This is a genomic window from Myroides phaeus, from assembly GCF_009799805.1.
Classification (GTDB): domain Bacteria; phylum Bacteroidota; class Bacteroidia; order Flavobacteriales; family Flavobacteriaceae; genus Flavobacterium; species Flavobacterium phaeum_A.
Genome location: NZ_CP047050.1, coordinates 608,291 through 623,390, shown reverse-complemented (window position 1 = coordinate 623,390; position 15,100 = coordinate 608,291). Strand labels below are relative to the sequence as shown.

Sequence of the window (15,100 nt, the reverse complement as noted above, 5' to 3'; positions counted from 1 at the left end):
ACAAAACAGGATTATCAACTATAGCTGTACAGCTATAGTAGGACGAGACATATTTTTTACAATTCATTTAAAGAGTGCTTGTATACTGTATGTATAGTGTATGTATACCCGTTGTATACTTTTTATGTAAAAATATACAAGCATCCTACATACATTACACATAAAATATACAAACAGACAGCATAAAACTTGTCTATTTCTTCTATAGCTGTACGGTTATAGTTGATAATCCTGTTTTGTATAGAGGAGATGAAGTTGTCGTTGTCAAAAGGGAAGGGAAACTTGATAAAGGAACTTTGAGTAAGCCTATTATAAAGCAAGATGAAGATACTAAACGTGTTTTCGTAAAAGCAGCAGAAGAGGTTTAGAAGACCAATGCAAAAAGATTTTAATAGTAATAGACGTGTCTGCTGTTACGAATTATTTCGTTTTGAAGATAATTAAGTAAAGTGGCTATTAATGTTTGTGTATCTTTAAAGTAAAAAGTTAGTTTTATGAGTAAGACAGAAGAGATAATAGCTCATCAATCGCATCGCCCTTGGGATATGCCAGAAGGTGACTGGGTTTATTATCAAGAGTGGAATAGGTTAATATTTTTACATTTTGAAGTTTCTTTTGAAGAGTTACGTGTCCTTGTACCCAGTTCTATGGAGCTTGATACTTTTGAAGGGAAGTGTTATATTTCTGTTGTGCCTTTCACGATGGAGAAGATTCGACCAAGGATCTTACCTGCAGTTGGTTTTGTTTCTAATTTTGAAGAATTAAATGTACGAACGTATGTAAAAGTAGATGGAAAACCAGGTGTTTATTTTTTAAATATTGAAGCAGGAAATAGCTTGTCAGCTTTTGTATCGCGTACTTTATCAGGATTGCCTTATGAAAAAGCAAGAATGAAGAGAGAGCAGGGATTGTACTATTCATTGAATAAGAAGAAAAAGTTTTTCTTAAAAGCGGAGTTTCAAGTTGGAGCGATAGTTCAGGAGAAAACGGAATTACAAAAATGGTTGACTGAGCGCTACTGCTTATATGTTGACTTAGACGAAGACTTATATCGCTATGAAATTCACCACAAAGAATGGGAGGTTAGAGAGATTTCATTTGACGTGTTAGAATTGGATTATCGCTTTGGAAATATTCATTTGACAGAGGATAAGGTAATATGCCCGAATTACTCGATAGGAATAGAAGTAGTTTCTTGGGGAAGGGAAATAGTAAATAGGTAGTTAGTACGAGTTGTATCATTTTAGTTGGAAATAGATACTTATCATAATAAGATTAATGTACTAAAGTGATGAAGTGAAAAGGGACAAATAATTTATCAAAAGAGAATATAGTTAAAATAAAAAGCCTTTATATTCGATATAAAGGCTTTTATTTATTTGATCAATTCTTCTTTTAGTTGATTTATCTTTTGGATTCTATTCCAGTCAAAGGTTTTTGATTCTTCCGATACGTAGCTAAGTAAGAGGAAAGCTTTTTGTTTGTAGGCTAAGTGTTTTTCTGGATTTATCTTAACGATTTTATTGCTTGTTGTAGTAAGAATATCAGCTAATAATTCCAAGTTATCCAGGTCAAAGTTTTTGGTTTCTTTGAGATACTCAATGGCAGCTTTATCATCTGTCATAGCAATAAAATCATCCAATTGGAGAAGGTTTTCTTCAGAAAGTTTTTTGCTCATTGCTTGGAGCTCATCTTCTGATTCAAACTCTTCAAGAGGGAGTGAATTAAAAACGGCTCTTAGTAACAGAGCCGCTTGTTGTATCATTCGAAGGACCATATCCCTTTTTTCCACTATTTAACAGGTCTTAATGTGTTGCTGAAAGTAACTTTAAAAGGAATTTCTTTATTCGCATTGTTTTTCATTACATAAATGAATTTAAACATTTTAGCGTGATCTGCCTCAATTGTTAACTCACCTCCTGTAAAGCTATCTGCTATAATAACATCTTGTTCGTTTTCAATACGAATAGATTTAGCGATTCCAGATTTCAGGTCACTCATTGTCATTCCTCTAAAAAATGATTTGCTGTCATTCTTGACTGTGATATTCTCTCCTTTGAATCCTTTTGTTAGGATAATAACAGAATATTTATCTTCAGAAGCTCTCATTCCTTTTAGATAGTTGTCTCTTGTTTGGTCAGATACAGAGCGAAAATCATCTCTCACTTGTGCGTATTCTGGTAAGTCAACAACATCTTTTTCGATAGGAAGCCTTTCTTCCTCTTTGATTTTTTCTATCTTTTCTTCAATAGTAAGTTCCTTTTTAGGTGTAAAAACAGACGAACCTGATTTACACATTGAGAACAAAACGATTAATGCTAAGAAGGGTAATTTTTTCATATTCTTAATTTAACGATGATAAGTATGCGATCGTAAGTAAGTATCTTTGTGGCGGTAAAGATAATTTTTTACAATAGAATAAAAAAATTGTAAAAGTTGCGAATAATGTTAAAACTGTATTTTTAAATGAATTACGACGTCATATTAGTAGGAGGAGGAGCCGCTGGATTTTTTACAGCAATCAATCTTGCAGAGAGAAAAAAAGGGCTTAAAATAGCAATATTAGAAAGAGGGAAAGAGGTTCTTTCAAAAGTTAGAATTTCAGGTGGAGGACGTTGTAATGTAACACACGCTTGCTTTGATCCTAAAGAGCTTACACAGTTTTATCCGAGAGGAGCAAAAGAGTTATTAGGACCATTTCACCAGTTTTGTGCAGGAGATACAATAGCTTGGTTTGAAGATCACGGTGTAACTTTAAAGATTGAAGAAGACGGTAGAATGTTTCCTGATACAGATTCATCACAGACTATTATTGACTGTTTTTTAAAGGCAGCAAAACAATTGAAAATTGATGTTTTAACAGGAACAAGTGTACAAAGTGTGTTTAAAAAAGAGAATTCTTGGAAGTTAGATACGACAAATGGAGGGTATGAGTGCTCTCATTTAGTGATGACAACAGGAAGTAATCCAAAAATATGGGGATTAATCAATGAGCTTGGACATAAAATTGTAGAGCCTGTGCCGTCATTGTTTACATTTAATATCAAAGATAAACGCATTAAAGATTTAATGGGAGTAGCAACTCCTGCTGAGGTAAAGGTAAAAGGAACAAAGTTAGAAGCAAGTGGTCCGTTATTGATTACACATTGGGGAATGAGTGGTCCTGGTATTTTGCGTTTGTCAGCTTGGGGAGCTCGTATTTTAGCAGATAAAAATTATCAGTTTCAGATTAATGTGAATTGGTTGCCAAATCACGATTTGGAGTCTGTGATGGAATTATTGCAAACAATACGCAAAGAGCACGCTAAGAAAACTGTAATCAAAAGGGTAGAAATTGATTTGCCTAATCGTTTATGGGAAAGAATTGTTGAGGTATCTGGATTTGCAAACGACGTAAAGTGGGCGGATGTTACTAATAAGCAATTAGAAGTATTAGCTGCTGAACTAACTAAGGCAGAAATGCAGGTTAATGGAAAGAGTACATTTAAAGACGAATTTGTAACCGCTGGAGGAATTGATTTAAAGGAAATTAATTTTAAAACAATGGAGAGTAAAATCAATACAGATTTGTATTTTGCAGGAGAAGTTGTAAACATAGACGCTATTACAGGAGGGTTCAACTTTCAGAATGCGTGGACAACAGGATTTATAGCTGCAAATGCTATTTGTGATAAAATAGAAAACCAATAAGTATGAAGTTTAACTACTACAACGTATCCAGTAGGATATTGCTATTTCTAATTTGTATAGGACCCTTTTTAGGTTCGGCTCTTTTCTTTTTGAGTATAGGAAATGTGTTGACGATTATTTTGAGTGTGGTAATGCTATTCTTATTTGTCGTGTTTTTATACAAAAGTAGCTTTATGAATGTGACTATTGATGAAAAAGGAGTCTTATATAAAAGCTTATTTCAAGAAAAAGCACTGCAATGGGAAGAAATAAAAGATGTTTTAATCGTTGTACGAGAGCGACGTTCTATTCCTGATTACTATAAGTTAGACGAGTGGTTGGAAGCAGGTAAGTTAGGTAAAAGTTATTTTATTTTATTTAGAACAACAGAAGGTTTTCCTGAAAACCCAATGTTTATGTTTAGTGCGCCGGTTGGAAGAGAGTATATAAGTGTACAGTTTAGAAAAGGAGTAGAGCAGGCTATTAGAAAGAATTATTTGAAGCTATAATGTGGGTTTTTATAGGTTGATAATTTAGGAGTTATCTGTAAATTAGAAAAAGGTCTTTTAGATGAAAATTCCTATGATAAGGACATTTAAGATAAAAGATAGTATTTTTGTTTAAAGAAGAAGAAGTAAAAATGACAATAAAAGATTTTATATTTGATAGAGAAGTTGACTTGACAAGTGTTGTTCAAGGAACTTTTTCGTGGAGTTCGCCAAGTAATATTGCTTTGGTGAAATATTGGGGAAAGAAGGATAATCAGATTCCTGCTAATCCATCGTTGAGTTTTACATTGAGTAATTGTAAAACAATTACTTCTTTGGAATATAAAGTAAAGACAAAAAAGGGAATAAGCTTTGATTTGTTGTTTGAAGGAAAACCAAAAGAAGACTTTAAACCGAAAGTGCAAAAGTTCTTTGAGCGAATTTTGTCTTATTGTCCTTATATAGAAGATTATCACTTTGTAATAGATACAGAAAATACTTTTCCGCATAGTTCAGGAATTGCATCATCAGCATCAGGAATGGCGGCTATGGCAGTAAATGTAATGTCGTTAGAGAAAGCATTATTTCCAGAGATGACAGACGAATATTTTGATAAGAAGGCATCTTTCTTAGCCAGATTAGGTTCGGGAAGTGCTTGTAGAAGTATTGTCGGAAGTGTAGTTGTTTGGGGAGAACACAAGGATATTGCAGATAGTTCAGATTTATACGGGGTTGCTTTTCCAGAAGAAGTACACGAAGTATTTAAAGATTACTGTGATGTGATTTTATTAGTTGACAAAGGAGAGAAGAAGGTATCAAGTACAGTAGGACACGATTTGATGCACAATCATCCCTTTGCCAAAGAGAGATTTGCACAAGCTCATACAAACTTAGCTAAGTTGAAAAATATTTTAGTTGAGGGTAATTTAGAAGAATTTATTTCGTTAGTAGAAAGTGAAGCTTTGACATTGCACGCAATGATGATGACTTCAATGCCTTATTTTATTTTAATGAAGCCTAAGACTTTGAAAATTATCGAGAAGATTTGGAACTTTAGAGAGCAGACAAAAATCCCCGTGTGTTTTACATTAGATGCTGGGGCAAATGTCCACTTATTGTTTCCAAAACAAGATAAAGACTTTGTTATGACATTTATTCGTCAAGAATTAGCAGAGCATTGTCAGGGAAAACACTTCATCGAAGATCAAATAGGCTTTGGTTCTGAGAGAATTAAATAAAAAGTTGTAAATTTATAGTATGGTATGCATATTGCATGTTAAACACTTAAAATTTGTAAATATGAAAAAGTTATTATCAATTTTGGGATTAGTATTAAGTAGTTTGTTTGGATTTCAAAGTGCTTATGCTCAAGAATTAGTTGAAGATCAAAACCCTAATTATAAAGCGAGTTTGTCTAAGTATATGGCTGCGAAAGATTCGTTGACTGCAACACTTAGTACAACAGTACAAGACACGTACAAAGCATATGATTGGTATGAAGCAAAACAAGAGCGCAAAGCTCAGAAAAGAGAATATCGCCACGAAGAGCGAATGGCTCGCGCTAAAAACCGTTCATATAATAATGGGTATTACAACAATGGTTACTATGGTAATGGATATTATGGTAGTAGCTATTACAACAACAGTTGGAATTGGTTACCGCGAATTGGATACCGCACAGGAAACTGGATGTTTTCTATCTAATTGATCGCAAAGTAAAATAGAACAAAGTAAAAATAATAAGAGGAAGATTATGCAAATTAAACGTATTGCGTTAGCTACAATATTGGCTGCATCAGGAATATTTATCACGTCATGTGGACGTCAAGTAACAAGAGTAGGAATTGAAGAAACTATTGATATTAGCGGTAGATGGAACAATACAGACTCAAGAGAAGTTGCTGAGCAAATGACAAGCCAAATCTTAAGCGGATCTTGGATTGGAGATCACCAAGAAAGCAATGCTGGAAAAAAACCAGTTGTAATTGTTGGTATGGTTCAAAATAAAAGTCACGAGCATATTGATGCAGAAACATTCGTAAAAGATGTTGAAAGATCTTTTATTCAGTCACAAAGAGTACGTTTAGTTCAAGGAGGTGCAAAAAGAGAAGAATTGAGAGCTGAAAGAGCTGATCAACAAACAAACTCTTCTGTTTCTACGATGAAGAAATTCGGATTAGAGAACGGAGCAGATTACATTCTTCAAGGTTCTATCAACTCAATTGTTGACTCTCACAAAAAGAAAAAAGTAGTTTACTACCAAGTGAATTTAGAATTAACAAACATTCAATCTGGAGAAGTTGTTTGGATTGGAGAGAAGAAAATTGCTAAATACGTAAAGAACTAATTTAAAATATTATAGATGGTTTCATACAAAACCATATATTCTTTCACAAAAACATCAGTGCTATTTGCACTGATGTTTTTCGTGTTTGGATGTGCTTCTTATCACGATAGGATAACAGATTATTATCAGAAACTTGGTTCGTCTCAATTTGAAGAGGCTGAGAAAGCTTTGGACAAAAATGCATTGTTGCAAAAGTCGAGAAACAAGTTGTTGTTTTATATGGAGAAAGGCCGTGTAGCTCATTTGAAAGGAGATTATGCGAGTAGTAATAAGTACCTTAATGAAGCCGATCTATTAGTTGAAGATGGTTTAAAAAGTACTGGTGATGTGGCAGTAGGATTGTTTTTAAACTCAATGTCTCAAAATTACAAAGGAGAGGAGTTTGAAATTTTTATGTTGCATTATTACAAAGCTTTAAACTATTTGTACTTAGGTCAGTTTGATGAAGCTATTGTTGAGGCTCGTCGTATTACACTACAGAATTATGCACAAGGCGACAAGTATAAAGAGAAAAGTACTCGTTATTCAAAAGATGCGTTTTCATTGACCTTACAAGGGTTGATTTATGAAGCAAGTGGAAATTATAACGATGCGTTTATCGCTTATCGAAATGCAGTTGAGGTATATCAGAATGCAAAAGGCGGACTTTACTATGGAGTAGCAATGCCTGAGAATCTTAAATACGATGTTATGAGAATGGCTTCGCGTATGGGATTCAAAAGTGAGTTGGATAAGTTTGAACGCGATTTTAAAATGAAGTTCAAAGATTATCAACCTACTGCAGGAGGAGAATTAGTTGTCTTTTGGGAGAATGGTAGAGCACCAATTAAAGAACAAGAAAACGTATTTTTCTCTTTAGTAAAAGGAGAAGATGGAGGTGTGTTCTTTACGAATGCTTTAGGGATTATGATTCCGATAGATTTTGGAATAGCAGGAAAGACAAGCTTGAATGATGTTCATAGTTTGAATATTGCTTACCCGAAATACATTGTTCAGAAACCACCCTATACCTTTGCGACAATAAAAACAAGTTCAGCTGATAAATATAGATTTGAAAAAGTAGAAGATATTGATGTTTTAGCTGTGAAAACATTAGATGAACGCGCAGGTAAAGAATTAAGTAAGATATTAACTCGTGTAGCTGTAAAGAAATCAGCTGAGTATGCGTTAAAATCAGCTGCTCGTTCAAATGGTAAAAACGGAGATAATAATGCTTTGTTAGAGGGACTTGGTTTAGGAGTGCAATTATTTAATATGTTCTCAGAAAAAGCAGACACTCGTAACTGGCAGACATTACCAGCTCAGATTAACTATGTTCGTGTTCCTCTTCAAACAGGTATGAATAAATTGACAATTGAACTTGAGCGTCCAACAGGTCAACGTACAGAACAAACGATTGAAGTGGAGGCAAACGGTAAGATGAGGTTTTATAATTTTGCAACAATGCGATAAGTTATGACTAAGAACAAAGTATGTACACATTGTAAAGCACCTATTGATTGTAAAACAGAAGATATTGCTCATTGTGCGTGTAGTGAAGTAACAATTTCTAATGCTACAAGAGCTTTTTTGGGAAGTTCATATCATAAATGTCTTTGTAATGATTGTTTAGTTAAGTTTAACGAGATGATTGAACTTGCTAAAGGCAAAGAATTTCCAAAGCGAAGAAGTGAGATGGAGGAAGGAGTGCATTATTATATGGAAAATGAGTATTTTGTATTTACAGAATTGTATCATTTGATGAAAGGACAATGTTGTCAGAATGGTTGTAGACATTGTGTTTATGGCTTTAAAAACAGGTATTTATAAAAAAATATATAGGAAAGAAAGGCCTGTGAGGATATAATATGTATTTTTGCAGGGTGAATTCACTTTTATAGCTATGAAAGGACCATTATTTTATTCGAAGATTCTTCTTTTTGGAGAATATGGAATCATTAGAGATTCAAAAGGTTTATCGATTCCTTATAATTTTTATAAGGGAGCTTTGAAAATTGCAGACAAATTAGAGGGTGTTGCATTAAAATCAAATGAGAGTTTGAGAAATTTTGCTGCTTATTTAAGAGATTTGCAAGAGACAGAACCAACATTAGTACAATTTGATTTAGATCGTTTAAATAACGAGATTGAGGAAGGGTTGTATTTTGACTCGAGTATTCCACAAGGATATGGTGTGGGAAGTAGTGGTGCATTAGTTGCTGCTATTTATGACCAATATGCTTTTGAGAAGATAACAGTATTGGAAAACTTGACAAAAGACAAGTTACTTGTGTTAAAAGGTATCTTTGGAAAGATGGAAGCATTTTTTCACGGTACAAGTTCAGGGTTAGATCCATTAAACAGTTATTTAAGCCTGCCAATATTGATTAATTCAAAAGACAATATTGAACCAGCAGGTATTCCTTCACAAAGTGTAGATGGTAAAGGAGGAGTTTTCTTGATTGATTCAGGTATTGTTGGAGAAACAGCTCCAATGATTACTATATTTATGGAGAACTTAAAAGACCAAGGTTTCCGTCAGATGTTGAAAGAGCAGTTTGTAAAACATACAGATGCTTGTGTTGAAAACTTCTTGAAAGGAGATGTTAAGTCTTTATTTAGTAATACAAAACAATTATCTAAAGTAGTATTGAATCATTTTAAACCAATGATTCCGGAGCAATTCCACAATGTTTGGCAAAAGGGAATTGAGACAAATGATTACTATTTGAAGCTATGTGGATCTGGAGGTGGAGGATACATCTTAGGTTTTACAGCAGATATTGAAAAAGCGAAAGAATCTCTTAAAGATTATAAATTAGAAGTTGTATATCAATTCTAATTAGATAGTAGAAATGTTATAACCTTTCGCTTAGGCGAATAAATTTAGATACAAGAAAGAAATGTTATCTAGGAAAAATAAATTACTCTTAGCTAAGATATTCAGCTTGTTCTCTGTAGTGAGAGGTTATAATATTTTTATCATTGTAATGGCGCAATACTTAGCGTCTATATTTATATTTGCCCCTCAGAAAAGAGCACTTGATGTCGTATTAGATTGGCGTTTGTTTTTGATTATATTCGCTTCTTCGTTAGCCATTGCAGGAGGTTATATTATTAATAACTTCTACGATGCTGAAAAAGATTTGATAAATCGACCTGCGAAGTCTATGTTGGATAAGTTGGTTAGTCAAGCGACAAAGTTACGTGTGTATTTTGCACTTAACTTCTTGTCTGTATTGATTGTACTACCTGTATCTTTCCATGTTTCTTTATTCTTTTCGGGTTATATATTTTTGTTGTGGTTCTATTCACACAAACTAAAGAAATATCCAATTATTGGTAATTTAACAGCATCGTTACTTGCCATATTGCCCTTCTTTAGTATCCTTATGCATTTTAAATTTTTCTACTCAACAATATTTTTGCATGCTTCTTTTTTGTATTTGATTATTCTAATACGCGAGTTGATTAAAGACATGGAAAATATTAAGGGAGATTTTGCTAATAATTACCAAACTATTCCGGTTCGGTTTGGAGAACAGAAAGCAAAACAAATAATCACAGCAGTTACTGTATTAACGCTTGTACCAATCTATTTGATCGTGAGTGATCACGCTTTAGAAGTTGGATATATGGTCTATTACTTTTATATGAGTATAGGTGTATTGATCTTATTTTTGTACAAGTTATGGAAATCAGGTGCCATCAGTGAATACCATAGCCTGCATGTGAGTTTAAAGTTGCTAATACTATTAGGTGTGTTTTCAATTATATTGATTAATCCAGAGGTAGTAGTAAGCGGTAAGATTCTACTTAAAGAATCTTTATAGTAATAAAAGTTTTGTAAACTTTTATTGTAATGTTAATTAAAGCAGAGAATATCTATCTTTGCAAAAATCTTTTTGATATGAATAACGGTAAGTCGAATTCAAGAAATAATAATTCAAGTCGCTCAGGGAGTAAGAGTGGAGCGGGTAAAAAGCCTTTTGGGAAAAGTGGTAATGGTGCTAAGAAATCTTTTAGTAAGAGTGGAGATGGTGCTAAAAAGTCTTTTGCGAAAAGCAATGATGGAAAAAGTACAGATTTAAAGAGAATTCAAGCGAATACTACTGCTTCAAAAGCTTTTGATAAAAAGCCAAAAGCAAAGTCTTCTTCTAAAGATTCTGATGAAATTCGTCTAAATAAATATATTGGTAATTCGGGAGCTTGTTCTCGTCGTGATGCAGATTTATACATTGTGTCTGGTAACGTAAAAGTAAACGGAGAAGTGGTAACTGAATTAGGGTATAGAGTTAAACCTACTGATGTTGTAAACTTTGATGGAACTGTTCTTACACCAGAGAAAAAAATCTATGTGTTATTGAATAAACCTAAAGGTTTTTCAAGTATTAACGAGCCAGTAATTAGTCCAGAAAACATTTTGAGTTTAATTAAAGGATCGTCAAAGTATCCATTAACTCCGATTGGACGTATGGATAAAACAACGATGGGATTAATGTTATTTACAAATGACAGTGATTTAATTCAGAAGTTGAATAAAACAGAACAACGTTCTTCTAAATTATACCACGTTTCTTTAGATAAGAATTTAAAGTATGAAGATTTAGAGAAAATTAAAAAAGGTGTGTACATTGACGAGCGTCGTGTATTTGCAGAAGATGTTGCTTATGTTGATGACCAACCAAAAACAGAGGTGGGTATTAAATTAAAAGCATCAAACGTGAAGTTAGTACGTGCTATTTTTGAGTCATTAAAATACAATGTAATCAAATTAGACCGTGTAATGTACGGAGGATTGACTAAATGGAATTTACCAAGAGGTAAATGGAGATTCTTAACAGAAGAAGAAGTACGTAATTTAAAAAACGGAAATTAATATAAAAGGCTCATCAATTGATGAGCCTTTTTTTTATTGTAAATATTCAGGTAATTCCATCGGAACTTCCATTACTAAGATGTGACTATTTTCGTGTGCGTGAACCGTAAAGTTAGGTTGATTCCAAAAACCGATTGCATCTCTTTTGTCAAGCGTAATATCGTCGATTGTAATTTGTCCTTCTAAGACAAAAAGGAAGATACCATTGCTTTTATCTTTAAGATCATACGTTAATTCTTTTCCAGTATCTAAATCAGCCATGTGAAACCAAGCGTTTTGATTAATCCAAACTCCTTTGTCCTCTTGGTTAGGAGATAAGATTTGGTCCCATTTGTTATGACGATCCTCTTTGTTTATTTGGATCTGGTCATATCTTGGTTTAACGTTTAATTTATTAGGAAATAACCATATTTGTAAGAATTTACTCTCCTCTGTTTCGCTTGGGTTAAACTCACTGTGATGTACACCCGTTCCTGCACTCATTGCTTGTATTTCTCCTTGGCGAATTATAGTGCCATTTCCCATACTATCTTTATGTTCTAAGCTTCCTGATAGCGGAATAGAGATAATCTCCATATTGTCGTGAGGATGCGTTCCAAAGCCCATACCAGCTGCAACATTGTCGTCATTTAAAACGCGTAGTACACCAAAGTGTATTCTATCATTGTTTCTGTAGTTTGCAAAACTAAAAGTATGATGAGATTTTAACCAACCGTTGTTAGCGTATCCTCTTGTATCTGCTTTGTATAAAATTTTATTTTCCATAGTTGTTTCATTTTGATAGTACAAAGATACAACTGAGTAAAGGCGTTATTGCTTAACGTAGGTTAAGAAACACTATAGGTTATTTACCTGTCAGCAAACGTTTTTTCATTTTGCTGAAAAATTCCGGAGTAATGCCTAAATACGAGGCAATTTGTTTTTGAGGTAGATTGTACTTAATCTCAGGGAAACGATTGCAAAAGCGTTCATATCGTTCTTCCGCTGTCAATCTCATATTGTCCATTAATCGTTGTTGGTTAGCAACAAGCGAGCGTTCAATTAAGATTCTAAAATATCGTTCAATTTTAGGTACGCGATCAAATAGCGCTAATTGATGATCTCTGCTAATTGTCATAACAATAGCATCTTCGACCACTTCAATGTATGACTCCCCTGGTTTTTGAGAAAGGAAACTATACATATCAGCAATCCACCAATTGGTCGTTGCAAAACTCATAGTGTGTTCTGTTGTTTGATCATCTAAACAATAGTTTCTCAAGATACCAGAAAGGACAAAACAAGAGTTTACACAAACATCTCCCGCTAAAAGTAATTTAGTCTTTGCTGGATATCGTGTTGTGGTAAAAGATTCTAAAACAATTTGTTGTTCTTCTTTAGTAAGAGAAACGTGCTTAGCGATACTTGAGAGTAATAAGTCCAAAATGTGATATTTTATTGTTGATTTAAAAGTACTTAATTTCAGTAGTGGAAACAAAAAAAGGTTCTATAATTATAGAACCTTTAATATATTTAATGAGTATTAGGCTTATTTTAAAGCTTCTTTTACTCTTCTTAATGCTTCGATTAATTGGTCTTCACTTGTAGCATAAGACATACGAATACAGTTAGGATTACCAAAAGCATCACCTGTTACAGTAGCAACGTGAGCTTTTTCAAGTAGATACATTGATAAATCATCAGCATTGTTTACTTGAACACCTTGGTATGTTTTTCCGAATAAGGCAGATACATCTGGGAAAACGTAAAAAGCACCTTCAGGAACATTAATCTTCATACCAGGAATCTCTTTGATTAATCCAACAACTAAGTCTCTACGTCTTTGGAAAGCTTGAACCATATCTTTTAAAACACTTGGATCAGCTTCAACCGCTGTAATAGTTGCTCTTTGAGCTATACTATTAGCACCAGAAGTTACTTGTCCTTGCATTTTAGTACACGCTTTAGCAATGAACTCAGGAGCACCGATGTATCCAATACGGTAACCAGTCATAGCAAAAGCTTTTGCGATACCATTTACAGTAATAGTACGGTTTTGTAAACTACCAATTGTACCAATACTACAATGAGAACCAGTGAAGTTGATATGTTCGTAAATCTCATCTGATAAGATGAAGATATTAGGGTATTTTTCTAATACAGCTGCAATTGTTTCAAATTCTGATTGACTGTACACAGAACCACTTGGGTTACAAGGTGAACAGAACCATATCATTTTAGTTTTAGGAGTAATTGCGCTTTCAAGTTGCTCAGGAGTAATTTTGAAATCAGTGTCAATAGACGTTGGAACTTCCACAGGAATACCACCAGCTATTTTTACAATTTCAGCATAACTAACCCAATAAGGAGCAGGAATTACTACTTCATCACCAGGATTAATCATTACTTGTGCAACATTATAAAGAGATTGTTTTGCACCTGTAGAAACTACAATTTGGTTTGGAGCATAATTAAGATTGTTATCTCTTTTAAACTTTTTGCTTATAGCCTCTTTTAACTCCATGTATCCGTCTACAGGAGGGTATTTACTGAAGTTATCTTTGATTGCTTGTATAGCAGCTTCTTTGATAAACTCAGGAGCATTAAAGTCAGGTTCTCCTAAACTTAAACTAATCACATCGATTCCTTGAGATTTTAGTTCTCTTGCTTTAGCCGCCATTGCTAAAGTTTGTGATGTTGTTAAACTGTTAATTCTATCAGATAAAAATTGAGAATTCATATTAAAATAATGGTTTACTAATCGGTTATCTCAAAGGTAATTATTAATTGTGGTTTAATCGTTATGAGTTTTCTGTTTTTACCAATAAAAAGGCTACTTTTGTCAAAATTTTAGACATGGAAGAAATCTTAAAATATTTTCCTGATTTGACACCTTTACAGATTAGTCAGTTCGAAAAATTAGAAGAGGTTTATATTGAGTGGAATGCAAAGATTAATGTTATTTCACGTAAGGACATACAAGAGTTATATACAAAACACGTATTGCATTCATTAGGAATAGCTAAGGTAATGGAGTTTTTACCAGGAGCAAAGATTATGGATGTTGGTACAGGTGGTGGTTTTCCTGGAATTCCATTGGCTATTTTGTATCCGGAAACACAGTTTTACTTAATTGACATTATTGCTAAGAAGATTAGAGTAGTTAATGAAGTAGTTCAAGCGTTAGAATTGAAAAATGTTGTAGCAGAACAAAAACGTGCTGAAACAGTAGATGAGAAGTTTGATTTTATTGTAAGCCGTGCCGTTACAAATATGTCTGATTTTGTGAAATGGATAAGACATAAAACAGCGAAAGAAAATAAACACGAGTTTGAGAATGGAATTCTTTATTTAAAAGGAGGAGATTTGACAGAGGAGTTGAAAGATTTTCCAAAGGCAGTTGAATTTGATTTAACGAACATTTTCGACAACGAGTTTTTTGAAACAAAAAAGGTAGTTTATTTACCTTTAAAATATAAAGGTTAATCTCTGTGATTGCCTTCAAGGCCACCTATTTTAGGTGGCCTTTTTTTATTGGTATGTTTTCTGATTTGAGTGAAGAGTATGGCAGAGTAGTTTGTTTTTCATTATTTAAAAATCTACCATATTTATGGTATTTCAGTTTTTAAGGATTCAAAATACATTTGTAACAGGAAAGTAGAGGAAAGATAATCTTTATATGTTAAGTGAATTAGTTGTTTTGGTTCGGGGCCTTTAAACAATTGTAAGGTTATCTGCCTTCTGCTTTTAAAGAATGTG

Annotated in this window: 18 protein-coding genes; 13 read left to right on the top strand and 5 right to left on the bottom strand. The window is 33.4% G+C overall.

The annotated features are described in order from the left end of the window. The first annotated feature begins 236 nt into the window (after positions 1-236). Both GQS07_RS13810 and GQS07_RS02875 read left to right on the top strand, forming a co-directional pair. Positions 237-368: a hypothetical protein gene (locus GQS07_RS13810; RefSeq protein WP_262885454.1), complete on the top strand. Its 132-nt coding sequence runs from the start codon at positions 237-239 to the stop codon at positions 366-368. A gap of 126 nt (positions 369-494) precedes the next feature. Continuing rightward, positions 495-1,223 carry a YqjF family protein gene (locus GQS07_RS02875; protein ID WP_158209528.1) on the top strand — a complete coding sequence of 243 codons (729 nt, stop codon included), beginning with the start codon at positions 495-497 and terminating at the stop codon, positions 1,221-1,223. Positions 1,224-1,375: 152 nt separating this feature from the next. Here GQS07_RS02875 and GQS07_RS02870 read toward each other — a convergent pair whose 3' ends face one another. Then, a complete protein-coding gene (locus tag GQS07_RS02870; protein WP_233269303.1) occupies positions 1,376-1,765 on the bottom strand; it encodes a hypothetical protein in 390 nt (129 codons plus the stop codon). 26 nt (positions 1,766-1,791) lie between these two features. Continuing rightward, a complete protein-coding gene (locus GQS07_RS02865) occupies positions 1,792-2,340 on the bottom strand; it encodes a hypothetical protein (protein WP_158209526.1) in 549 nt (182 codons plus the stop codon). 126 nt (positions 2,341-2,466) lie between these two features. Here GQS07_RS02865 and GQS07_RS02860 point away from each other — a divergent pair, with 126 nt between their 5' ends. From GQS07_RS02860 to GQS07_RS02815, 10 genes are all read left to right on the top strand, one after another. Beyond that, the gene (locus tag GQS07_RS02860) at positions 2,467-3,690 is read left to right on the top strand and encodes an NAD(P)/FAD-dependent oxidoreductase (protein ID WP_158209525.1); all 1,224 of its coding nucleotides are present in this window, start codon (positions 2,467-2,469) and stop codon (positions 3,688-3,690) included. Between the two features lie 173 nt (positions 3,691-3,863). Next, positions 3,864-4,178, top strand: a complete 315-nt coding sequence (locus GQS07_RS13750) for a hypothetical protein (protein ID WP_233269302.1) — start codon at positions 3,864-3,866, stop codon at positions 4,176-4,178. Positions 4,179-4,309: 131 nt separating this feature from the next. Continuing rightward, the gene (locus GQS07_RS02850; protein WP_158211315.1) at positions 4,310-5,395 is read left to right on the top strand and encodes a diphosphomevalonate/mevalonate 3,5-bisphosphate decarboxylase family protein; all 1,086 of its coding nucleotides are present in this window, start codon (positions 4,310-4,312) and stop codon (positions 5,393-5,395) included. A 61-nt stretch (positions 5,396-5,456) separates the two neighbouring features. Continuing rightward, positions 5,457-5,861 (top strand): hypothetical protein, encoded by a 405-nt coding sequence (locus tag GQS07_RS02845; protein WP_090404924.1) that lies wholly within the window; start codon positions 5,457-5,459, stop codon positions 5,859-5,861. Positions 5,862-5,910: 49 nt separating this feature from the next. Next, positions 5,911-6,504 (top strand): penicillin-binding protein activator LpoB, encoded by a 594-nt coding sequence (locus tag GQS07_RS02840; RefSeq protein ID WP_090405375.1) that lies wholly within the window; start codon positions 5,911-5,913, stop codon positions 6,502-6,504. Between the two features lie 15 nt (positions 6,505-6,519). Then, the gene (locus tag GQS07_RS02835) at positions 6,520-7,956 is read left to right on the top strand and encodes a COG3014 family protein (protein WP_158209523.1); all 1,437 of its coding nucleotides are present in this window, start codon (positions 6,520-6,522) and stop codon (positions 7,954-7,956) included. A gap of 3 nt (positions 7,957-7,959) precedes the next feature. Then, positions 7,960-8,313, top strand: a complete 354-nt coding sequence (locus GQS07_RS02830; RefSeq protein WP_158209522.1) for a cysteine-rich CWC family protein — start codon at positions 7,960-7,962, stop codon at positions 8,311-8,313. Between the two features lie 73 nt (positions 8,314-8,386). Next, on the top strand, positions 8,387-9,325 hold the full coding sequence (locus GQS07_RS02825) for a mevalonate kinase (RefSeq protein WP_090404932.1): 939 nt from the start codon (positions 8,387-8,389) through the stop codon (positions 9,323-9,325). 61 nt (positions 9,326-9,386) lie between these two features. Next, positions 9,387-10,316: a geranylgeranylglycerol-phosphate geranylgeranyltransferase gene (locus GQS07_RS02820; RefSeq protein WP_158209521.1), complete on the top strand. Its 930-nt coding sequence runs from the start codon at positions 9,387-9,389 to the stop codon at positions 10,314-10,316. Between the two features lie 77 nt (positions 10,317-10,393). Further along, entirely contained in the window at positions 10,394-11,362 is a 969-nt protein-coding gene (locus tag GQS07_RS02815; RefSeq protein WP_158209520.1) for a pseudouridine synthase, read from the top strand. Positions 11,363-11,395: 33 nt separating this feature from the next. Here GQS07_RS02815 and GQS07_RS02810 read toward each other — a convergent pair whose 3' ends face one another. From GQS07_RS02810 to GQS07_RS02800, 3 genes are all read right to left on the bottom strand, one after another. Beyond that, a complete protein-coding gene (locus GQS07_RS02810; RefSeq protein ID WP_158209519.1) occupies positions 11,396-12,127 on the bottom strand; it encodes a pirin family protein in 732 nt (243 codons plus the stop codon). Positions 12,128-12,206: 79 nt separating this feature from the next. After that, positions 12,207-12,785, bottom strand: a complete 579-nt coding sequence (locus GQS07_RS02805; RefSeq protein ID WP_090404945.1) for a Crp/Fnr family transcriptional regulator — start codon at positions 12,783-12,785, stop codon at positions 12,207-12,209. Between the two features lie 105 nt (positions 12,786-12,890). Next, positions 12,891-14,081, bottom strand: a complete 1,191-nt coding sequence (locus GQS07_RS02800) for a pyridoxal phosphate-dependent aminotransferase (RefSeq protein WP_158209518.1) — start codon at positions 14,079-14,081, stop codon at positions 12,891-12,893. Positions 14,082-14,197: 116 nt separating this feature from the next. On the opposite strand from GQS07_RS02800, the gene rsmG reads away from it, so the two are divergent. Beyond that, positions 14,198-14,827 (top strand): 16S rRNA (guanine(527)-N(7))-methyltransferase RsmG, encoded by a 630-nt coding sequence (rsmG, locus tag GQS07_RS02795; protein ID WP_158209517.1) that lies wholly within the window; start codon positions 14,198-14,200, stop codon positions 14,825-14,827. Positions 14,828-15,100 lie beyond the last annotated feature (273 nt).